Source organism: Pseudoalteromonas sp. PA2MD11, from assembly GCF_017808125.1.
GTDB classification, from domain to species: domain Bacteria; phylum Pseudomonadota; class Gammaproteobacteria; order Enterobacterales; family Alteromonadaceae; genus Pseudoalteromonas; species Pseudoalteromonas simplex.
This window is the reverse complement of the sequence record NZ_JADKNF010000010.1, coordinates 125,754-147,297: the sequence shown is the minus strand read 5'-3', so window position 1 is coordinate 147,297 and position 21,544 is coordinate 125,754. Positions and strand designations below refer to the sequence as shown.

Below are 21,544 nucleotides of genomic sequence, written 5' to 3'. Positions count from 1 at the left end.
TAAGAGCGTTTAATGAAAGTCCTTCATACATCTGATTGGCATTTAGGCCAACAATTCTACGAGCATTCCCGATTCGATGAGCATCAAGCATTTCTAGCTTGGTTAACCGATACGCTTGTGTCAGAACAGATCGACTTACTACTGGTTGCGGGTGACATTTATCATACGGCAACACCTCCTGCCAGCGCAGAAAACCAACTCTACCAATTTATTAAAACCACTAAGCAACATTGCCCTGACTTACACATAGTGATTATTGCTGGTAACCATGATTCAGCAAATCGTATTATGGCGGCAAAACCTTTATTGGCTCAGTTTGATACCCATGTTGTTGGCCGCTTTGATAGCAATGCTCCTCATGAAGTAGTACTGCCAATCAGCACAAAAAATGGCGATGCGAATGTTGTTGCTATGCCGTTTTTACGAAGTAGTGATTTAAGCAGTTATAACCGTCAACAAGAGCAACCGCTAACATACAATCAAGGCGTTGCCCTTGCCTACAAAGATGCATTACAAACAGCAAGCGAATTACCAAGCGCGCCATTAATTGCTATGGGCCACCTGCATGCAAAAGGTGGAGACATCTCATCTGATTCTGAACGTAACTTAGTGATTGGTGGTGAAGATGCGATATCGGCAAGCATATTTACTGATCAACCTGATTATGTCGCGCTAGGGCATCTTCATAAAGCTCAAACCGTCGCGAAGAAAGAGACCATTCGCTACAGTGGCACGCCAATGCCGATGTCATTTTCTGAAAGACGCTATCAGCATCAAGTTGTGATAGTTGAGCTTAGTGACTCAGGTACTACTGTAAACCCCCTTTACATTCCTAGCTTTTGTAAAGTCATGTTGCTGCCAGAAAAAGACTGTGTGCCACTAAACGAACTCTGTGAGCTTATAAAACAGCTCGATTTAACAGATGAAGATTTAGCGCCATATCTGCGGGTTAAATTGAGTGCCCATGACACTGACACCACTTTTAGAGAACAAATAGAACAAGCCCTTGAAGGTAAGCAGGTTAAGTTTTGTGGTATTGAAAGGGTGCGTCAACAGAGCAGCCAGCAAGACGATGAACAAACCCTATTTGAAGATGTCTCGCAAATTGAAGCGCTAAACCCACATTCACTTTTAGAGCAAGCATTTGCAAACAATAAAGATATGGCAGGGCAGGCGGTGCCAAAAGAATTAGAAAGCTTACTAAGCCAAGTGATCGATGAATTGAATGCAGAGGACCTACTATGAAAATTTTAGCGATTCGTGTTCACCAACTAGCCTCTATCTTAGACGCCGAAGTCGACTTTAGCGCTTCGCCTTTAAAAGAAGCAGGGTTGTTTGCCATCACCGGTGATACCGGCGCCGGTAAAAGCACATTACTCGATGCCATTTGCTTAGCACTTTATAACAAAACAGCAAGGTTACGCGGCGATACAGGCAATAAAATTGACTTTAACGGCGACAATATCAAACTCAATGACTCGCGAAACTTATTACGCCGCGGGGCAGGGCTGGGCTATGCAGAAGTCGACTTTATTGGCCAAGATAAACAACAGTACCGAGCAAGGTTAAGCTTTAGCCGAGCGCGTAATAAAGCCGATGGCAAGTTACAACCTGCACAACATAGCCTGCACTCTTTACCTGATGAAACCCTAATCGCCGATCGAAGCGCGGCAGGTAAAGAAATCGAGCGTATTATTGGTTTGAGCTTTGAGCAATTCTCAAGAGCAGTACTTCTTGCGCAACATGAATTTGCGGCATTTTTAAAAGCAACCGGAGATGAGCGTGCGCAACTACTTGAATGCTTAACAGGCACCGATAAATTTAGCCGTATTGGTCAGCGAATTTTTGAACGCCATCGTGAGCAGCTGCAAGCATTAGAGCAGTTAAAGTTAAGTTTAAGTAACTATCAGGTTTTAAGCCCTGAACAGGTCGAAACGAAACAAGCAGAACAAAAAGCGCTTGAAGCTAAACTTGCTGAGTTGCAAAAGCAAATAAAACAATTTGAACAGTACCAAGGGTGGTACAAGCAAGCATCTCAGCAGCAACAACAGCTAAACCAGGCAGAGCAAGCAAAGCAAGAATTACAGCAACAAATGCACGCGCTTGCTGAAAAAGCCACTGAAGCGAAACAAGCCCAGCAATGCCTAGAAATAAAAGATAACCGCGAGCGCGTTACTTCGATTGCTGCTCAACATGGGCAACTTATTAAAAACCGTGAGCAGCTTTTAAATGTTGATCATAAAACACTGATCAAAGACGCTGAGCAAACGCTTGAGAAGCAAACCGCGCAACTAAACCAAGCAAAGCAAGCACAAAAAGACGCGCAGCCTATTATTAGCCAGGCCCGAGAGTTAGATAAGCAACTTGCTGTATTAAACCAGCAAACAGCCGCGCAAAAAGTACAAGCAGAGAAAGCTAAACACCATCATCAAGAGCTGACTAATACACTAAATAGCCATAAAGCAGAGCAGCAAAAACAGCTCGATCAACAAGCGCAAATAAATAGCTATTTAGAAATACATGCACAATGGCAACCATTAGCAAAAGACTGGTCATTCTTTAAAAGTGAGTTAAGCCGCTTTAGCCTGCAACAGCACACAATTAGCCAATCACAGCAAAACGTAAAAGCTCTTCAACCTAAAATTGATGAGCAGCAAACAGCTGCGCAGCAGTGTAAAACTCAATACCAAGCCCTTGAGCAAGAAATTAAGCGCCTAAATGAGCAAGATACCGCCTTTAAATCGAGTTTAAATACTCAATCAATGGCCGATATCGACGCTAGGCTTGATGCGATTAAGCACCTGATTGAAAAGCGCCAAGTATGGCAAACTAATCAGCAGCAGTTAAAAAATTGGCAAACCCAGCTAAACACATTAAGCCAAACTGAGCAGCAACTACAAACAGCATTAAAAGATGCGCAGCAAGGGGCAGAGCAAGCACAGCAGCAGGTTTCGTTTTGTGAGCAAAACTTACAGCAAGTGCAGTTAAGAGCCAGTGAAGGGGTCAGCCAGTTACGTGCCACCTTAAAAGCTGGGGAGCCGTGTGCAGTATGTGGCTCAAAAGAACACCCGTTTATGCATGAAGAAATGGTAAACGAGCAATTTAGTCAACTTATTAACGACTTTACCAACCAACTAACTAACGCCAAACAGCACTTAAAAGCTCAGCAAGCATTACAGCAAGCTAAAAGTAATGAGCTGGCGGCATGCAGCCAACAGATAAGCTCGTTAACTGGGCAAATCTCAGAACTGAGCGCTCAACAACAGAGCCTCAAAGAAACCATGGCGGCTAATCGTACTGAGCTAAATGATTTAACCGAAGATCAGTTAAACGAGCGTCAGCAACAGCTAAGCTTGCAAAAACAGCAGTACTACAAAACCCTTGAACAGCAACAGCAGCTGCAAAACACGCTTTCGGCTAAGCAAGCTGAGTATAATCAGCAAGGGCAAGCGCTACATAGCAAAGAGCAGCAGTTAAACGAATTACTGCAACAGCTGAATAATCAGCAAACTCGTTTAAACGAGCTCAATGATGAGCATCAGCAGCTTTATACGACACTGAATCAACAGTTCACTAGTGCACCTTGGTGGCAGGCACTCAATACACAAAGCATTTCTTTAGAGAACATTGCAGAGCACGTTGAGGCTTATCAAGCTTCGCTGCAAACGGCAGATGAGCTTAAAACTAGCTTAAAAGCCATTGAGCAGCACCTTGCACATGTAACTCCGCAGCTAAACGAAGCACATACCTCCTTAACTCAGTGCAACGAGCAACTAAGCCAAACTCAAACCGAACTCACGCAGATAAAATCAAAGCGCGAGGGCTTATTTAGTAACGCAGCGATATCGGTAGATGAGTTTATAGCAGAGCTTGAAAAGGCGATAGATTCAGCGCAGCAGGCACTGCAACTTGCCCAGAAAAACCATAGTAATGCGGTGAAGGCGCGTGACGAACAAGCCATTCAAATCGCCAATATTGACGAGCGTGAAAAAGAGCTCACCGCAGAGCAAGCGGCGCTTAATGAGCGATTTAGCCTTTGGTTTAATGATTTTAAAGCGCAGCACCCAAGTTTGGATGAGCAAGCAGTTAGTCAGCTATTAACGATAAGTCCCGCTGAAATTAAACAAACTCTGGCAGATTACCATACCGCCGAGAGCAGCTTAAAAGACGCTGAGGCGCTTTTAAAACAGCGACAACAGGCGCTGGCTCAGCACCAAAAAGAAAAGCCAGTTCTCGGTGAAGATGAGCTGCAATTACAGCTTAATCAAGCCACAGAGCAACAAGTACAAGCGAATAACGCATTATTGCAAGTTGCGACTGAGCTTAAAACCCATCAACAAAATAGCCAAGCACTTGAAGATAAACAAAAGCTATTAGTTGAGCAGCAAAAAAGCTATGAGCACTGGCATTTACTCAATAAGGTCTTAGGGGATGCCAGCGGCAAAACCATGCGTAATTTAGCGCAAACGCAAACCTTAAAAATACTGCTGCACTACACGAATAGTCACTTACAGACACTAAATAAACGCTACAAATTAACAGCCATAGGGCAAACGCTCGATATCGCAATTATCGATAAAGACATGGCCGATGAGCAACGCTCTGTTAATACATTATCGGGCGGCGAGTCATTTTTGGTGTCGTTAGCACTGGCCCTAGGGCTTGCCTCGTTGTCGTCGAATAAAGTGCAAATAAACTCTTTGTTTATCGATGAAGGGTTTGGTACGTTGGACAGTGAAACGTTAAGCATCGCGATGGATGCTCTTGATTCACTACAAGCACAAGGCCGCAAAGTAGGGGTTATTTCGCACGTATCAGAAATGACCGAACGCGTTGCCACGCAAGTGCATGTGGCGAAAAAACCAGGTGGTTATTCGACCATCTCAGTTATTTAAAGGATTAGCATGCCTACTTTTAACCACGAAGAAGCAAATCATTACGACGAACGCATTTTGCGCCTAGTTCCAGGTTATGAGCTATTACATCAAGCAACCGCAGCCCAATTAGCAACCACGCTGAGCGATGATGCGTGCATTTTAGTGGTTGGTGCCGGAACTGGTAAAGAAGTCATCGAATTAGCGTCGTTAAAACCAAGCTGGCAGTTTATTGCTCAAGATATTTCACAAGACATGCTCGATATTGCCGAGCAACAGTTTGGCCAGCATAACATCAGCAATCGCGTGACAGTACACTGCGGTGATATCAACGACATCGACACTCAATGTGACGCCGCACTGTGTTTACTAGTCATGCACTTTGTTGAAGATAACGGCGATAAAAAAGCGTTATTAAAAGCGATTCACAGCAAACTTAAAAAATCGAGCAACTTATATATTGCCGATTTAATGCGCCCAGAAACCGCTTTTGAGCGCGAATCTCAACTACAGCTGTGTACGCAGTTAGGTTTAACCGAAGTCGGCGTAGAACGCATGCGCCACAACCTAGAGCACGAGTTTTACCCATTAGACCGAATTCGTTTTGCAGAGTTAATGAATGAAACCCGCTTCAGCACCCCAAAACAGTATTTTAAAGTGCTTGGTTTTGCTGGGTATGTGGTTGGGAGTTAGCTACGTTCTAGAGCTGTCAACTCGTAGGTTGGGTAGAGCGCAGCGAAACCCAACAAACTTAGGTAAAGTTAGCAAGTTACAAGGGGAAAGAGTAAGGCGCTTTAAGCTGTAAGTCGTTGATGCCTACTCGCTGCTGAGATGGATTAGTTACCGTAGGCGTGAAATTTATTTCGCGCGATGGTTCTAATATTACTCTTTGAACTTGATAACTTTACTTAATAGTTGAGCTTAATCTTGCCTTGAATATCAGCTTTGTGCCTTGAGTCAACAAACTCACTCCTAGGGAAAAACGTTTTAGGTCGTCTGTATTAGGTGAATTTTCTATAAGGCAACGCCGTGCTAAACCACACAAAATGCTTAGCTAAAATCAGCGAAGAAGGAGCGCAAGCCAAGCGTTTTTCATCCTTTAGAGCTCGTTGGGTAAGCGAAGCGGTGTTTTGATGGCGCTTGTTAGGCTTGTGGCCGAAAATAAAATTCATAGTGAGTAATCTCTGATGGATCTTCATTGATAGTTTCAATAGCTTCCATAGACGTTATTTGTCTTTCCCTACTGAATGATGCGTTGAATTCCATATGTGGTTGTCTAGTACCATCTGGGAAAACTGTAAAGGCGTCATACCCCAAGAAGTAAAAACCTTTTTCGTATAACAACTCAATCACTCTTAAAGCCTGTTCACGAGCGATTAGTACACCTGATCCGATGATGATATAAGGTAAACCCCAATCTTCATATAACTCAGAACTTTTCATTTGATACCAACCCCCCAATAAGCGGCAAGTTACGAGCGTAAGCCAAGTTTAAGACCCCCGTTTAAACGGCTTGTTATATGGCTACTTACTCTTTCTCTTTATTAAATAAACGATATATCGATAACTGAAAAGCAGAGCAAATACTATTAAACCAAATTTAAATGGAAACCACTCCAAGCCTGTTTCTGCAAGACCGACTAAAATACATAGCCTATAAAGAGGCTCCCAAACGATACAAACTAGAGAATAAGCAAAAGCATCTGGCGCAAGTAAAATAACAAATTTGAGTTTCTCTTTTAGTAAATTAAACATCAACTCTCAATATACATACAGCCCTGTTACTTGCTTATTTTAGTTAACTAAAATAAGCAAGTAACGAGCAAAAGCAAACTATTATTAATCTCTCTTGAATAGCTTATAGCATGCAAATCACCTCAACAGTTCGAGTACTTCTTCACCGTTAAAGTCAACACTTAGTTGATTACAACCTTCAGATATTATTTGAACATCGACAAATGAATCTTGAGCTGCACTATACATTTTTGCATCCCAATTTGCTGAAGTTAAACCAGACTTAAGGCCTTTTAAAACTACTAACCCGACTGCTTTAGCATTGTTATCATGAGAATGAACAGAGATTTCGCCTTTGCTTAAGTCGACTAGCAATTTTGCTGGCTTAGTTGAATGTTTCCAAATACCAGAGATATCGCAGTCAGCTTGAACCTCTGTGGAATAAATTGAGGTTACTAAAAGAGAACTTAAAACTAAGAATCTGAGCATGAATATCCTTTGCATGTAATACCCGATTTGCGGGTGAAAATATGGGCTAAAATTAGTGACAAACGAGCGCAAGCCAAACGTTCGTACCTATTTCAAGCTTCTTGTTAGGCGCTACTTTGAAAACAGACCTTTTAATAACTTACCATCAGTTAGATCTATTGTGCATGTATAGCCTGCAAAATTATTTACGACAACCTGATTACCGTTTAGATCTATACTTGTAAAGTTAACATAAGCATCTGAACTCTGAGTTGTGGGGTTTTCTGCTACCCATAAAACAGAGCCATCTAGATTTATACATTGGAAATTTCGTGCTACGGAATTTTGGGAAAACTCCATGTAGTCGAAAATAACTAAAATACTCGGGTCTAATTCCTTGGCTTCCAAAATTGAGTATGGCAATTCAACAACATTTCCATTTATCTCGATTCTATTTCTATTAACCTGAATCATAGAGTATGTCTACTCCCCCATAAAAGGAGAAGGTGCTGCGCAATAATTGCGAGGCAGCGCCGTGTTTTTGTCCGAGTGGCCGAAGGTAACGAATTCATACGTTTGTTATAAGTTACTTAATCCTGATCAGATTTCCATCATCAAACCCGACAGTAACAACAGGAACATGATTAAGAATGTTATCAGCGTTGTCAGCAATAATTTCAGAAATAGACTTTGAAACTAAATCTAATAAAGTTTCCCAACCAAGTTCGCTTGTACCGGGTAGCTCAAGATACCTATATTCTGGTACATAATCTTCACTACATGCCCAATCATCATCTTCTGGATCGTATTCAAAAGAACCGATCAAATATGCTTGATAAACACTTCCAGCTTGAAACAATCCTATGTTTATTGCCTTAACCTCGGGACGATCACTTATCTGCTTAATCCATGCTTCAATTTCAGACTTCACTGCGATTCCTATGTGACTTTAATAGCGCGCGCGTCGCAAATCTTTCTTCCGATATCACGCTCACATATTTAATAAACTTATTTTTAACAAATAACGTAATGCATTGCTAACTATAAATTTTTTATCGGTACTAAAGATATTCAGAAAAACGGCTTAACGCTGATTTTGATCTTATTTGCAGGGTAGGTGGTTGGGAGTTAGCGAACCATGAACCATCGCGTGAAATAAATTTCACGCCTACGCGATGTGAAATCGCTACTACATCAAAGCTCGCTAACTTTACTCTTGAAACTCGCTAGCTTGTTGGGTTTCGCTCCGCTCTACCCAACCTACAATAGCCTAATATCCCGCGGCTTGGCCGTCTTTACGGGTTTCTGATGCGCCGTAATAAACGCCGGTTTTTGGGTCTTTCAATATTGCTTGATAACCACCGTATGGGCCAACCGCGTCTTGTAAGGTGTGGCCTTTTTTCATTAACTCACGGCGGGTTTCCATCGAAAAACCTGACTCTAAGCTAACAAAACCACCGTCTTCCATGATCTCGCCGGTTGGCTGCGATGAACCTGTGTGCAGAATACGTGGTGCATCACCGGCTTCTTGTAGGTTCATGCCAAAATCAATCATGTTGATAAGTATTTGAGCGTGCATTTGTGGCTGTGTGGCACCGCCCATTACGCCATAACTCATATATGGCTTGCCATCTTTGGTGACAAACGCAGGAATGATTGTATGAAATGGTCGTTTGCCTGGCTCATATTGATTCATGTGGCCTTTTTTAAGGGCAAACATTTCGCCACGGTTTTGCAATACAAAGCCTAATTTTGCAGGTGTCATACCTGAGCCCATGCCACGATAATTACTTTGAATAAGCGAAACCATGTTGCCGTCTTTGTCGGCGGTCGTCATATAAATGGTATCGCCTTCTACTGGGCCTGCGTGGTCACGTTTTGCAGCTTTGTTAGGGTCTATCAGTTTACGCCTTTCATCAGCATATTGCTGCGAAATAAGTGTTTGTACGGGAATAGTGTTAAACGCAGGATCGGCGTAGTACTTTGCACGATCTGCAAACGCGAGTTTTTTCGATTCAACAAAGGTGTGTACGTATTCTGGGCTATCAAAACCCATTGCTTTGATATCGTAACCTTCAAGAATATTCAGAATTTGCTGTGCGGCAATACCTTGGCCATTTGGTGGTAACTCCCAAAGCGTATACCCTCTATAATCGGCTCTCACAGGCTTAACCCATTCACTATGGTGGGCAGCTAAATCTTCATACGATAAATAGCCGCCGTTTTCTTTCATGTAGCGACCTATTTCTTTAGCAATATCGCCTTTGTAAAAAGCATCGCGGCCGCCTTTGGCAATTTTACGATAGGTGTTTGCAAGGGCAGGGTTCTTAAAGATCTCTCCTTTTTCTGGCATTGCCCCATCAGGCATATATACATCTTTAAAGCCTGGGTATTTACCACGCGCAGCCACACTTTTTTGCATGTAATAGGCAATCAGTTCAGACACAGGGAAGCCATTTTCAGCGTAGTCGATAGCAGGCTGCAGTAAGGCTTTCATTGGTGTTTTGCCAAACTTTTTATGTAACTCAAACCAACCATCTACAGCACCAGGTACCGAGACAGGCAATGGCCCATAAGCAGGAATGTAGTCACCTTGTGCTTTTAAAGTTTCAAAAGACAAGCTTTGTGGTGAACGACCAGAGGCATTTAAACCGTAAAGTTGCTTGCTTTTGTTATCCCAAATAATGGCAAATAAATCGCCACCAATTCCACATCCTGTTGGTTCAACTAGGCCTAGCACTGCATTTGCCGCAATAGCCGCATCAATAGCATTACCGCCGTCTTTTAAAACTTGTAAGCCTACTTGCGTAGCTAACGGCTGTGATGTAGCAACCATCCCTGATTGTGCGATGACTTCAGAACGACTAGCAAAGTTATGGCCTGTGATACGATCGTAAGCTTGAGCAGCACCTACTGTGCCTAAGCATACTGCTAGCACTAAGCTTTTGAAGAGTGGAGTTGGTTTCATAATTTTTTGCCCTTTTTATTTGTCACTATAAAAAGCAATTTAAGATCAGGCAATGGCTTTGCGTTCGAGCGCGAAAAATCGCGATTGACTTCAAAAATAAGAAAAATAGCGGCTAAATTACCTAAAACCACTCCAATTTAATAAATGGCAGAGCCATTTAAGCACTGCTCTGATACTTTGGATGCTTCGCCGTGAGAGTGCCTATCCTCTTCGACAAACTGATCAACAAAAGGGTCAATCAGGTTTTCTTGCTTCATGGTATCGAGGGCGTGTTGCAGCTTAGTAACTACCTCCGGCGATGTGTTTTTGTTAAGTGCTAAATAATTACCCACTAAAGCAGGGTGCTTTAACTCAAATACCGGTGTGACTTGGTCTGGGCTCATACCTACATTCATCAACTGTGATGAAAGAGTGAGAGAGGAGCCAATCAGTAAATCATGCTTACCTTGCTTAAACATTTTTAGCTCTTCAAACTTTTTTGAGTAAGTTAAAAATTGCTGGCCTTCAGCAAGGTTAAAATCAGCAAGAACTGTTTGATAAACATCACCACGAGATACGCCAATGGTGTAGTTTTGCAACGACTGTGTACTCGTTACTTTAATGTCGTTTCGATCATTTAAGCGATAGAAACATGAATGCCCAGATACCAAAGGGCCAACCCAGTAAAATTGAGTTTCTCGCTTTGCGGTACGTGAAGTAGAATAAATTCCTGCATTCGGTTGGGCAAGGGTTAGTGACATTGCGCGCTTCCAAGGCAATACACTAAACGTACAGCTCAACTTGGCTCTTTCGCACAAAGATTCCATGATTTTGGTGTTAATACCAGTGAGCTGATTGTGCTCCACAAAATTATAGGGTGGGAACACTTCAGTATATAAAGTCAATTGTTCAGCACTCGCCATAACAGAGCTAGCTGTAAACAAACTCACTATTGGTAAATGCTTAAACATCGGTTTAGCTCCATTTTTCACACTTTAACAATTCGATCAGAGTTTTCATCTAAACTCCTATTAAGCTCTACAGTATTTAAAGCTTAGTTTGCTAACTCAATAACGCAATAAACCAGAAACTAAGAAAAAATATCTGCAACTAGCTGGCTAAGTCGTGCAATTTTAATATTACTTAACTGGCGATAGTCAAAATACGGACAAACAATCACTTTATCTGATTTACTAATAGCAAATTCATCATCAAGCCAAGTTAATTGGCAATGCAAAAGTCCGTCATTTATAAGCTGCTTAGCATGGGTTCGCCCTGCAATTATATGCAATTGCTCTGGTTTGCCTAATATCGGCGGACTAAACAGTAATGTAGTTTGGCTGTGTGCTTGCAGCAGTTGTTCATCGCGATAGCTCTGCCAATCAGATGCCTTTTTAGCGAAATTATAATTCTCACTTGGTAGTGCAAACAGCACTTTGCCATACACGTTAAAAACTTTGCGCCAACCATTTCCACATGCTTGGTTTATTTCGTTTATTTGGCCGGGTTGCATTGCATGCAAATGATCAAGCTGTTGCCAAGCAGGCATCGGCGGGCGCTTTTCTATATAAACAGCGACTTTAAACGCATCATCACCAAAACCTTGCAGTGGCGCACTATTAACGACACTCATAACTGTTTAGCTAGGATTCGATCAAGATTATTTGCAAAGTTTTGGCGGTCTGCTTGGCTTAACGGCGGTGGGCCACCGGCCATTTCAACGCCACTTGAGCGCATTGTTTCCATAAAATCACGAACGTTTAAACGTGAGCGAATATTTTCGGTCGTATATAATTCACCGCGCGGATTAAGCGCTTGTGCGCCTTTTTCGATGACTTCTGCAGCCAAAGGAATATCACCAGTGATCACCAAATCATTCGGCTCAATACGTTTAACGATTTCGTTGTCGGCAATATCAAAACCCGAAGATACCTGCAAACGGCTAATAAACTTTGAGGGTGGTACTCGCATCGCATGGTTCGCCACTAATGTGGTAAAGGTTTGTGTGCGCTCTGCGGCACGAAACAATATTTCTTTAATAACGACGGGGCAGGCGTCTGCATCAACCCAAATCTTCATGCTGTTCTCAATCTTTAATTTTAGACATTAATAGTTTACCGTAATTGAACTAAATTAGTGCTATTAACGTATTAATTTGTTTAATTTTTAAAGGGAGTAAAAACGTGCAAACATCATTAAAATTAATCGGGGTTTTATGTATCACAGTCATTTTATCTGCGTGTACAGGCGTGCCAGACAACATCAAACCCGTCGATAATTTTGAGTTAAACAGATACACAGGAACATGGTACGAAATTGCACGTTTAGATCATTCATTTGAACGCGGCCTTGAGGGCATTACCGCCGAATACTCAATTAACCCAGATGGCAGTGTGAAGGTTATCAACAAGGGTTACAGCGCCGAAGATAAAGAATGGCAGCAAGCTGAAGGTAAAGCGAAGTTTGCAGAGCAACAAAACATAGGCCACTTAGAAGTCTCATTCTTTGGACCATTTTACAGCTCTTACGTGGTGTTTGAATTAGATAAGCAAAATTATCAATACGCTTATATCACAGGTTATAACAAAGAGTATTTATGGTTTTTGTCGCGCACACCGACCGTGACAAAACAGCAAATGCAGGACTTTATAAACACTGCAAAAGAATATGGCTTTAAAACAGATGAACTTATCTATGTTGACCATAATAGCTTGTAAAGGGGCTTTACAACTGTCTTTAAACTATCACGAATGTGCAACACAACTGTAATGGATGCTAGGCAAACTTAGCGTCGTTAAATTGAAGCAACATGTGATCCCCCAATTTAATCCCCTGCTAGGGTAGGCATTGCCTACCCATTTTTTTAAACAAATTTGATCAATTAAGCATTATTGCAAATTGCTATCAGATCAGTTTTTTACTAACTAAACTACAAAATCATCACCGAAAAGCCACTCAACAGTAAAATAGACATAGTATATACACTGACATGCTTTACCCATGAAACAGTAAAACTGTATAAAATCATGAGCATAAGCACACTTAAAGCCATATAGCCGCAAAACAGCAATGCGCCGTACCCAGCATCAGACAGCACACAAAGTACCAAACTTAGTAAAATACTGATCCAGCCACTGGCTAAAAAGCTATTTCGTTGTTTTTCGGTTAATTTCTTTTTAAATACATCACGAAAATGATTGAATTTTGCCAGCGCAAAACAATTAAACCCTAAAAAGCAGAGACTAAATTGCAGTAACTCCATCATCCTTGTTGCTCCTTTAACACCCTATTTTTACTTGGTTTTGCCTTATTAATAACAGCTTTGTGACTAGCTTTTTTTTTGCTTTGTAATAAAAACAACACGCCAGCACAAATAAACGCACTATCAACACCGAATAAGGCCCATTGATTAGTTAGTAAATACGTGATCCAATTACCATCTGTTGTCAGTGCATTTACCACGGGCACGAGAAAGCAAGCTATTGCATTGAGCCATGCATTATAGCGCCAGTGGCGTTTTTCTATACTGCTCACAGCCGAAAGCGCCACCGCAAGCCAAGTTAAGAAAAAAACGAGTATTTCTTTATCGGCACGCCCAGCTAACTCTAAAGGCAATAAACGATTAGCAATGAAGAACGCTGAAGTTGCTAGCGGCAAGCCCATTAAAGTTATTAAATTAAGACTTTCAACAAGCTTTAAACCAAAGCTTGGTTTTTGCTCTGCTTTGAGCCTCTCGCGTAAGCGTTTTGCCCACATAATGCAGCCTGTAGCGATCATGGCACAGCCAGCTACGCCACAGAAAAAATACAACCAACGCAGCAACGGCTCGGCTAAACGACCGCTATGCAATGCCGTCATTGAGTCATAAAACTGCGCCGAAGCGCTCCAATCTTCGCCAGAACTCGCTTCAAGCTCGCCCGTTACACCATTGAATAAGTAGCGTGGTCCGTTATCTACAACCTCTTTGCCGGTTGCCAAATAAACCACGATTTGTGAGGTCGCTGTATTGGCATTTCTAACAAACACGTAGCTAATGTCGGCATTCGGTGACTTAGTATAAATCTGATCTAACACATCTTTGATTGCCACCATAGGGCGCTGCTCTTCACTGGGCTTTGCACGTTTATTAATAGGCAATGCCTCATCAAACATTTGCCTTAAGCCATTTTCATATACGGTTTCGGCAGGGTAGGGGAACAGCATAAATATAAGCGTGATAATCCCCGTGTAGGTAATCATAATATGAAATGGCAGTGCCAGCACCGACGAAACATTGTGTGCATCAAGCCAACTTCGGCTGCCTTTGTTTGCTCTAAAGCTAAACATATCTTTAAAAATACGTTTGTGGATCACGATGCCTGTTATAAGCGCTACCAACATAAATAATGAGGCTAAACAAACAATTATCCGTGCAGTAAATACATCTATGTAATGTAAATCAAAGTGTAAGCGATAGAAAAAGTTACCCCCCTTAGTTTCCCGAGGTTCGGGTAATGGCTCTAAGGTATTAGGGTCTAGGTGTGTATAGTTGAAAGGTGCTCGGCGCTGGCCTGGCTGTTTAGGCTCAGCAAACCCATAGCTTAAAACAGGGTTACGTGGCTCAGGTAAGTTTATCCGCCAAGATAATGAATTAGGTGCCTGTTGCTGTAATTGCGCAAACACATAATTAATTTGCTCGGCTTGAGACTGAACCCGTTGTGCTTGATGCTGCACATGGTGCGTTTCAGGCTTGGCCCAAATTGTGATTTCATCTTTAAAAAAGCTGATGGTGCCAGCAAAAAAGATTAAGAACAGTAACCAGCATACCAGCAAGCCAACCCAGGTATGAAGCCAAGTCATTGAGCGGAAAAAGCTCTCTTTCATAACCAATCCTTAATCAATGAAAGGGCCAGCAATTGCCCACCAGTTGTTAGTAAAATAGTGATCCAAACAGTCTTTAAAGACTTAACTGCAAACACCCAAATAAACACACAACAGTAAAAAAATACCGATAGAGTCGTGGTTAACAGCACGCTGTCGAGTTTATTAAGTGGTAATAACACAGCTAGTAATGAAATAAGCACACTGGTAAAGGCGTAACCACCAATGATGGCTGCAACGAAACGCAAAAACACAGCAACACGATAAGATAGGCTCACAGAGCGCTTTTTAGCTGTATTTTTAGGGCGATTGGTAGTCACTGCATCTAATGATTGAGAATGCATGATAATCCCTTAAAAAATAACACGAGAAGAAAACCCCGTATTATATCGCCGACAAACAGAAAAGATAGTAGTTATCATTTGCATGCACGTATTAAATAGTGAAACTGAACCAACTAAGTCGATCTGTTAGTAAAATAATGATCTGCTAGCTTTGTTCTGTGCAATATCATATGGTGTTAAGTAAATAAAAGGGAGCTGCAATGAAAACAATAGGCTTAATCGGTGGCATGAGTTGGGAGTCTACACAAAGTTACTACCAGCTTTTAAATCAAGGCATTAAAAACAAACTTGGGGGGCTGCATAGTGCCAAGATAGCACTCGTTAGCCTCGATTTTGCCGAAATAGCTATGCTTCAACAGCAACAAGATTGGCCACAGATGGCCGAGATACTCATTAAGGCCGCTAAGCAAGTTGAAGCCGCGGGCGCGGATTATTTATTAATTTGTACCAACACGATGCATAAACTAGCTGAGCAAGTACAAGCTGCGGTTGCAATTCCTTTATTACACATTGCTGATGCAGTTGGTGAAAACCTGATCCAACATAACTTTAAAAAAGTGGCTTTGTTGGGTACCCAGTTCACTATGGAACAAGACTCTTACAAGCAGCGTTTAGCAGATAAATTCGCCATAGACGTGTTAATCCCTGATGCACAGGGGCGTGAAACAGTGCATCGTGTGATTTATGATGAACTATGTAAAGGCATCATCAGCCCACAATCTAAAGCCGAGTATTTAACCATTATTGATAATCTAACTCAGCAAGGTGCTGAAGCCATTATTCTTGGTTGCACCGAAATAGCCTTATTAGTTCAACAAGCAGATACATCGATTCCATTACTTGATAGTACAGCACTTCATTGCGCGATGGCGCTTGAGAATAGTTTAAATTAGGAGCTCACCATGTCGAACCACCATAGCCTAAATTATGTTGAATTTGCTGCTAAAGATTTAGCCGCAACAAAGGCATTTTTTCATCAGGTTTTTAAATGGCAATTTACCGACTATGGCCCTGAATACACGGCCTTTAGCGCTGAATCTGCGGGGCTTGATGGCGGGTTTTATCAAGCCCCATTAGCTAGCTTAACCAATAATGGCGGCGCGCTACTGGTGCTTTATTCAAATAATATTAAAGAGACGCAAGCGCAGGTAGAAAAACATGGTGGAACAATTATTAAGCCCTTGTTTGATTTTCCTGGAGGCTGTCGGTTTCACTTCACAGAGCCAAGTGGTAACGAGTTAGCAGTTTGGTCAAAACAAGCATAGATCATATTTTTACTAACTCATGAGTACTCAATCATTATTAAAACAAGTTAGTAAATGCGTGATCTGCGAACCTCATTTACCACTCGGAGCGCGGCCCGTTATTCAGTTTAATCCACAGGCTCGCATTTTAATTGCTGGTCAAGCACCGGGAATTAAAGTGCATGAAAGTGGCAAACCTTTTAATGATGCAAGCGGGCAAAGGCTTCGCTCTTGGCTTGGTGTTACGAGTGATGAGTTTTACGATGACCACAATTTTGCTATCTTGCCGATGGGCTTTTGTTACCCGGGCAAAGGTAAGTCAGGTGATTTACCGCCAAGAAAAGAGTGCGCGATTGCATGGCGTGAAAAGCTCTTAGCGCAACTAAATAATATTGAGCTCACCATTATCTTAGGTAAATACGCGCAGGCATATCATTTACCCCACACTAAGCAGCTACCCTTAACTGAGTTAGTAAAATCGTGGCGTGAATATTGGCCAAATTACTTGCCACTTCCTCACCCAAGCCCTCGCAATAATATCTGGCTAAAGAAAAATCCGTGGTTTGAGCAACAAGTATTGCCTGAGCTTAGTAGTAAAATACGTGCAATTTTAGCAAGGTAAAAAATGGAAAATAACTTTTTTGCTGAAAACGGCTACTACCATGTAAAGGGCCTTTACACAGAAAGTGAGCTTAGCAAGGTAAGGCCAATTCTCGATAAATTTCATCAACACTGGTTGCAAGAAAACCAATCTTTTTATCAATCTAGAGGTATTAATAGCTCAGGTTTGACTGGCGCTGCATGTTTAAGTGCTGAGGAAAAGTTTACTCTATTTAAGTTTATCTGTGCCGATACCCTATTAGATCGGGTTAAGGGACTTGTTGCTGATCCTCAGTTTATGAATACTCAACTATTCTTTAACCCTTACAACCCTAAACAAGCAAATTATTGGCATCGAGATATGCAGTATCACTTAGAGCTTGATGCGCAAAAAGTAGCTCTTAACGGCCCTGAAGTATTACATTGCCGCGTTGCTTTTGAAGATGAACCGGGAATAGAACTTATACCGGGTAGTCATAAAAACTGGGATTCAGATGAAGAGTTAACAGTTAGATTAGAACAGCAGGGCGCTCGAAATAGTGACTCACTCGTTCGTGGTAAAAGTGTGGCACTCAAAAAAGGTGACTTACTGATATTTTCGGCAAACATGATCCATCGGGGCTTGTACGGCATGAATCGTTTCGCCCTTGATATTTTATACTTTGAACGTCATCCAAGCCTTAGCGAGTTTGTACAAACTGGATTTTTACCAACTGCAGAACAAAAGCTGCATCTAAAAAACGCTGTGGTATTCGAGTAAGCGTAAAAAAGCGGCTACCTAGCCGCTTTCTTTTCGTTTTGCAGTTACTGCAACATTGCGAACAATTCTTTTAACTGCGGCATATACTGCTTAACTAAGTTAACGTTACTTTCGCTAACATCTGCTGTTGCAGTACTTGCTTTAATACCTTCTAAAGCACCAGCCATTGAGCGAGTACCCGCATCAGATGATGATGCTGTAAGGCTTTGTAAACCACTCATTGCTTGGTTTACACGCTGCTTGTTCTCTTCAGACATACCCGCTTTAAGGTTTTCTAAATACGCCATTGATACCTCTGTACCAACAGTAACTAACTGCTCAGGTGTGAAACCATATTGTTTGGTAAGGGCTGCAAACTCAGTGTAAAGCTCATGCTTTTTGATGTGACCTAATGCTGACATCACTGACGAACTATCAACACCATCAGAACTACCTAGCATACTACCTAGATTCAAACTATCCAGCTCAGGTTGGTTTTGCGACCAATTAACCACAGCGGGTAAGGCCTTTATATAGCGCTGTAGTTGGTTTTCAGTTATATCTTCTGCAAAGCTAGAAAAACTCATCGCAAGTAGACTCATAGAAATAAGTAGTGCTTTCATCGTGATCTCCTTTCTTTCAAAATGGTTAGTAACCGGCGCAAATAGTCGAGCTATTATGTTTGACCAATTACAAATGTTACAATACCTTTTTTACCACAGCTAAATGAACCTGATGTTAATTATTTCTAATACCGTTACAATTGATGAATGGGAACTCGACTTTAGTGCGATCCGCTCACAAGGCGCGGGCGGGCAGAATGTCAACAAAGTGGCCACAGCTATTCACCTTCGCTTTGATATTAAACGCTCAAAGTTACCTGACTTTTACAAGCAACGTTTACTTAATTTGAATGATTCTCGAATTACCAAAGAGGGCGTTATTGTTATTAAGTCGCAAAGTCATCGCACGCAAGAGATGAACAAAGAGGATGCGCTTAATCGTTTGAAAGAATTAACTCTTAATGCCACTCAAGTACAAAAGGCGCGAAGAGCGACAAAACCAAGCAAAAGCTCTCAGAGAAAACGCATGGACTCTAAAACGAAAAGAGGACAAACAAAAGCATTAAGAAAAAATGTAAAATTCTAACTTTAACATCAGAAGATCGTGTCAAAAATAAGCAGAACTGTAAAGAAGTGTAACTTGTTAACAAAGTTAATTGATGGTTAATCCTGCCGCGTCTATAATAGTCATACAATCTCACCATTAATGAAGGAGCCGCGTATGGGCCAGAAATCACGCATTGTTGCTGCAGCAATGATAACGCTGTCAGCTTTGCCTATGTCGAGTTTTGCTGTAGATTCATGGCAAGCCGGTAACGCGTATCCGCAAGGTAGTGAAACCTGTTACAACGAAATTCTTTATAAAGCCAGATGGTGGGCAACTCCAGGTGAAGAACCAGGTAGTTCACAATGGGGCGCTTGGGTTGCAGATGTCGCCTCAAAAACCTGCGTACAGAGTGTCGTAAAAAAACAAGATGATTTATTAAAGTCTTTACCGACCATTTTCGAATCAAATAACAATAAAAAAGGGAGTTCTGATTAACTCCCTTTTTAATCTTTACTCAAACGTGTGATGCCTTGTCATTTCAAAGCGATTTAAGATGTGATGCATTATATACACCGCACACAAGCTCAATAGTATTGCCACAGATACCGACGAAAAACGATACAGCGCACTGTAAACCAGATCTTGCCCCGGCCCTAATGACTGGCCAAACAAAATACCAAATGTGGTAATAATACCAAAACCAACACCCGGAATACCGCCACCAATTATGTGATAACGACTAAAGATAAAGGTCAAAATCCACAGAATTAACGCAGGAAATATTAAAATATCGGTATGGTTATACAAAAATAACTGTGCCACTAACGCTAAGTTACAACCAATTAAGGTGCCTATAGCACGTTGCCATGCCGCCATACCTGCCGCTTTCCAGCACAACGAAAACAATATCAGTACCGAGGCCGCTTGAGCAGAGATTGAATCTTGTAAATCAAAGACCTGAAAAACAACGAATGACAAGGTAGCTACAGTTGAGCAAAGTAATACTTCATGACGCACACTTTCTTTTGCTTTTTCTGGCATTACCCGACCTTGGCGTGGTGCTACATCAGGAAATAAACCATGCATTAGCATCGAGAACACCACTGTGACCACAACGGCAACAGCGTTACTAATGATCAACGGATAAATACTCACTCCACCGCCGGTGTAGGTCGAAAAGTGCAATTGAATAGACAAACTCACCACCGTTGTGGCGCCAAATAAAAAATTAGCGCCACGGCTCATTTGAAAAAACAAAAAAGCAAATGCGATAAAGCACATCATTGTCATAACAACAGGCAGGTGTGAAAACAAACCTTGTACAACCAATACGAAAAGCGCACTGAACACCGCGCCTGCATAAAACTGACGAATAATATGCATGTTAAGCACAGGCACTAAACCGAGCAATAGCATAGGGTAAACAGTAAAAAAGATGCCATTAGGCCAGTTCATCAATTTTGCCAGTGTAAACCCTAATGCTGAGCCCGTAGCAATGCGTAGCGCTTGGCGTAAGCCGTTACCATCGAGTTGCAATACTGACATAACTCACCCAGCCTTAGTAAATGAAGTGCAGAACACTAATGAAGCGAATTTGCATACTTGCAAACCAGCTACCGATGCTAGAGTCAGGCAGAAGTTGTACAGTTGCACGCGCACCACTTGGAAATTTAGCCAGCATCTGGTGCTCATCTAGTTGAATATGTATACGTTGACGCTGTGCATCTCGTACCCAACGGTTGCTGCTTTCAGTCGCACTGAGTAAACCGTTCGCGTTAAGCTGACCATCACTCACACCGGCTTCAAAACTCATAATTTTTCCTGTAAACACTTTGCCCGGTAGCGCATCAAAGCTGACTTTTGCAGTACTACCAATTTGCACGTGAACTAACGACTTTTCACGAAAATCAGCAACCAAATCAGCCTTATTAGCAACAATCGCCATTAGCGGTTGGCCTTTATTAGCATAGGTACCTGGTGTTACTTGTAAGTTTGCAGTTTTACCGTCGGTATCAGCTGTCACTGTGGTGTACGACAGGTTTAGCTTCGCTTGTTCAAGCTGGTTTTGAGCATGACGAAGCGCTAAATTGTCATCCCCCATTTTACCGCGCGCTAATTTTGCCTCGCTAAGCTGAGCTTCAATTGCAGCCACATTGGCTTTGCTTGATTGATAGTTCGCATTAATTGTTTCGTACTCTTGCTCTGAAATAGAGCGCTTTTTCAATAACGACTCACCGCGTTCGAACAGTAATGTTTGTTCATGCAGTTTAGCTTGAGCAGCTGCAAGCTGTGCTTCTATTGCCTTCACACTGCTATCTAAACGTTGGTTTTGTAGTTTTGCATCATCATATGCAAGTTCAGCTTGTTGCACGGCAAGCTCAAAAGGCTCGTCATTAATCTTAAACAAGGCTTGCTGTTTTTCGACGGCTTGATTATTGGTGACAAGTACGTCAGTCACGCGACCACTTACCTGCGGGGTCACTTGCACCACTGGGTGATACACACGGGCCTGCGGTGTAACAGGCATATACAAATCGGCAATCACAAAATATAAAAATAAAACAATAAAACCCGCTAAAGAGATTTTTACGTAACGGGCAAATTTTTGATCTGGTGTCATAACG

24 protein-coding genes are annotated in these 21,544 nt (G+C 41.8%); 10 read left to right on the top strand and 14 right to left on the bottom strand.

Annotated features, from left to right (window positions below; translation table 11 throughout):
- The first annotated feature begins 12 nt into the window (after positions 1 to 12).
- Genes ISP07_RS12410 through ISP07_RS12400 form a run of 3 tightly spaced genes read left to right on the top strand, consistent with a single transcriptional unit; the run spans position 13 to position 5,567 of the window.
- On the top strand, positions 13 to 1,245 hold the full coding sequence (locus ISP07_RS12410) for an exonuclease SbcCD subunit D (protein ID WP_209327808.1): 1,233 nt from the start codon (positions 13 to 15) through the stop codon (positions 1,243 to 1,245).
- Positions 1,242 to 4,895 (top strand): SbcC/MukB-like Walker B domain-containing protein, encoded by a 3,654-nt coding sequence (locus ISP07_RS12405; protein WP_209327807.1) that lies wholly within the window; start codon positions 1,242 to 1,244, stop codon positions 4,893 to 4,895. Before ISP07_RS12410 ends, ISP07_RS12405 begins: the two co-directional genes overlap by 4 nt.
- A gap of 9 nt (positions 4,896 to 4,904) precedes the next feature.
- Positions 4,905 to 5,567 (top strand): class I SAM-dependent methyltransferase, encoded by a 663-nt coding sequence (locus ISP07_RS12400; protein WP_209327806.1) that lies wholly within the window; start codon positions 4,905 to 4,907, stop codon positions 5,565 to 5,567.
- 450 nt (positions 5,568 to 6,017) lie between these two features.
- Here ISP07_RS12400 and ISP07_RS12395 read toward each other — a convergent pair whose 3' ends face one another.
- From ISP07_RS12395 to ISP07_RS12360, 8 genes are all read right to left on the bottom strand, one after another.
- Positions 6,018 to 6,317 (bottom strand): hypothetical protein, encoded by a 300-nt coding sequence (locus ISP07_RS12395; RefSeq protein ID WP_209327805.1) that lies wholly within the window; start codon positions 6,315 to 6,317, stop codon positions 6,018 to 6,020.
- 429 nt (positions 6,318 to 6,746) lie between these two features.
- Positions 6,747 to 7,097 (bottom strand): hypothetical protein, encoded by a 351-nt coding sequence (locus ISP07_RS12390; RefSeq protein ID WP_209327804.1) that lies wholly within the window; start codon positions 7,095 to 7,097, stop codon positions 6,747 to 6,749.
- Positions 7,098 to 7,208: 111 nt separating this feature from the next.
- Positions 7,209 to 7,550, bottom strand: a complete 342-nt coding sequence (locus ISP07_RS12385; protein WP_209327803.1) for a hypothetical protein — start codon at positions 7,548 to 7,550, stop codon at positions 7,209 to 7,211.
- A 112-nt stretch (positions 7,551 to 7,662) separates the two neighbouring features.
- Positions 7,663 to 8,007: a hypothetical protein gene (locus ISP07_RS12380; RefSeq protein ID WP_105173343.1), complete on the bottom strand. Its 345-nt coding sequence runs from the start codon at positions 8,005 to 8,007 to the stop codon at positions 7,663 to 7,665.
- A 339-nt stretch (positions 8,008 to 8,346) separates the two neighbouring features.
- A complete protein-coding gene (ggt, locus tag ISP07_RS12375) occupies positions 8,347 to 10,044 on the bottom strand; it encodes a gamma-glutamyltransferase (RefSeq protein ID WP_209327802.1) in 1,698 nt (565 codons plus the stop codon).
- Between the two features lie 137 nt (positions 10,045 to 10,181).
- Positions 10,182 to 10,994, bottom strand: a complete 813-nt coding sequence (locus ISP07_RS12370; RefSeq protein ID WP_209327801.1) for a substrate-binding periplasmic protein — start codon at positions 10,992 to 10,994, stop codon at positions 10,182 to 10,184.
- A 119-nt stretch (positions 10,995 to 11,113) separates the two neighbouring features.
- Complete coding sequence (locus ISP07_RS12365; RefSeq protein WP_209327800.1) at positions 11,114 to 11,656, bottom strand: DUF6942 family protein; 543 nt, start codon at positions 11,654 to 11,656, stop codon at positions 11,114 to 11,116.
- Positions 11,653 to 12,102, bottom strand: coding sequence for a YaiI/YqxD family protein (locus ISP07_RS12360; protein ID WP_138599750.1), 450 nt, complete (start codon positions 12,100 to 12,102; stop codon positions 11,653 to 11,655). The genes ISP07_RS12365 and ISP07_RS12360 overlap by 4 nt, the downstream gene beginning before the upstream one ends.
- Before the next feature lie 104 nt (positions 12,103 to 12,206).
- On the opposite strand from ISP07_RS12360, the gene ISP07_RS12355 reads away from it, so the two are divergent.
- Positions 12,207 to 12,740 carry a lipocalin family protein gene (locus tag ISP07_RS12355; RefSeq protein ID WP_166338198.1) on the top strand — a complete coding sequence of 178 codons (534 nt, stop codon included), beginning with the start codon at positions 12,207 to 12,209 and terminating at the stop codon, positions 12,738 to 12,740.
- 212 nt (positions 12,741 to 12,952) lie between these two features.
- Here ISP07_RS12355 and ISP07_RS12350 read toward each other — a convergent pair whose 3' ends face one another.
- The 3 genes from ISP07_RS12350 to ISP07_RS12340 are packed head-to-tail and all read right to left on the bottom strand — an operon-like array spanning position 12,953 to position 15,227.
- A complete protein-coding gene (locus ISP07_RS12350; protein ID WP_209327799.1) occupies positions 12,953 to 13,288 on the bottom strand; it encodes a DUF3325 domain-containing protein in 336 nt (111 codons plus the stop codon).
- Positions 13,285 to 14,886 carry a PepSY-associated TM helix domain-containing protein gene (locus ISP07_RS12345; RefSeq protein WP_209327798.1) on the bottom strand — a complete coding sequence of 534 codons (1,602 nt, stop codon included), beginning with the start codon at positions 14,884 to 14,886 and terminating at the stop codon, positions 13,285 to 13,287. The genes ISP07_RS12350 and ISP07_RS12345 overlap by 4 nt, the downstream gene beginning before the upstream one ends.
- Positions 14,883 to 15,227, bottom strand: coding sequence for a hypothetical protein (locus ISP07_RS12340; RefSeq protein WP_206004023.1), 345 nt, complete (start codon positions 15,225 to 15,227; stop codon positions 14,883 to 14,885). The genes ISP07_RS12345 and ISP07_RS12340 overlap by 4 nt, the downstream gene beginning before the upstream one ends.
- A gap of 200 nt (positions 15,228 to 15,427) precedes the next feature.
- On the opposite strand from ISP07_RS12340, the gene ISP07_RS12335 reads away from it, so the two are divergent.
- Genes ISP07_RS12335 through ISP07_RS12320 form a run of 4 tightly spaced genes read left to right on the top strand, consistent with a single transcriptional unit; the run spans position 15,428 to position 17,831 of the window.
- Positions 15,428 to 16,120, top strand: a complete 693-nt coding sequence (locus ISP07_RS12335; protein WP_209327797.1) for an aspartate/glutamate racemase family protein — start codon at positions 15,428 to 15,430, stop codon at positions 16,118 to 16,120.
- A 9-nt stretch (positions 16,121 to 16,129) separates the two neighbouring features.
- The gene (locus ISP07_RS12330; protein ID WP_054553363.1) at positions 16,130 to 16,492 is read left to right on the top strand and encodes a VOC family protein; all 363 of its coding nucleotides are present in this window, start codon (positions 16,130 to 16,132) and stop codon (positions 16,490 to 16,492) included.
- Between the two features lie 19 nt (positions 16,493 to 16,511).
- On the top strand, positions 16,512 to 17,093 hold the full coding sequence (locus tag ISP07_RS12325; protein ID WP_209327796.1) for a uracil-DNA glycosylase family protein: 582 nt from the start codon (positions 16,512 to 16,514) through the stop codon (positions 17,091 to 17,093).
- 3 nt (positions 17,094 to 17,096) lie between these two features.
- Entirely contained in the window at positions 17,097 to 17,831 is a 735-nt protein-coding gene (locus ISP07_RS12320) for a phytanoyl-CoA dioxygenase family protein (protein WP_209327795.1), read from the top strand.
- A 44-nt stretch (positions 17,832 to 17,875) separates the two neighbouring features.
- Here ISP07_RS12320 and ISP07_RS12315 read toward each other — a convergent pair whose 3' ends face one another.
- Entirely contained in the window at positions 17,876 to 18,433 is a 558-nt protein-coding gene (locus ISP07_RS12315) for a short-chain dehydrogenase (RefSeq protein ID WP_209327794.1), read from the bottom strand.
- Positions 18,434 to 18,545: 112 nt separating this feature from the next.
- On the opposite strand from ISP07_RS12315, the gene arfB reads away from it, so the two are divergent.
- Together arfB and ISP07_RS12305 are read left to right on the top strand one after the other, a co-directional pair.
- Positions 18,546 to 18,959: an alternative ribosome rescue aminoacyl-tRNA hydrolase ArfB gene (gene arfB, locus ISP07_RS12310; protein WP_209327793.1), complete on the top strand. Its 414-nt coding sequence runs from the start codon at positions 18,546 to 18,548 to the stop codon at positions 18,957 to 18,959.
- Positions 18,960 to 19,094: 135 nt separating this feature from the next.
- On the top strand, positions 19,095 to 19,415 hold the full coding sequence (locus ISP07_RS12305; RefSeq protein ID WP_138617196.1) for a hypothetical protein: 321 nt from the start codon (positions 19,095 to 19,097) through the stop codon (positions 19,413 to 19,415).
- A gap of 15 nt (positions 19,416 to 19,430) precedes the next feature.
- On the opposite strand, the gene ISP07_RS12300 is transcribed toward ISP07_RS12305, so the two are convergent.
- Together ISP07_RS12300 and ISP07_RS12295 are read right to left on the bottom strand one after the other, a co-directional pair.
- The gene (locus tag ISP07_RS12300; RefSeq protein WP_209327792.1) at positions 19,431 to 20,465 is read right to left on the bottom strand and encodes a DUF2955 domain-containing protein; all 1,035 of its coding nucleotides are present in this window, start codon (positions 20,463 to 20,465) and stop codon (positions 19,431 to 19,433) included.
- A gap of 13 nt (positions 20,466 to 20,478) precedes the next feature.
- A complete protein-coding gene (locus ISP07_RS12295; RefSeq protein ID WP_209327791.1) occupies positions 20,479 to 21,540 on the bottom strand; it encodes an HlyD family secretion protein in 1,062 nt (353 codons plus the stop codon).
- Positions 21,541 to 21,544 lie beyond the last annotated feature (4 nt).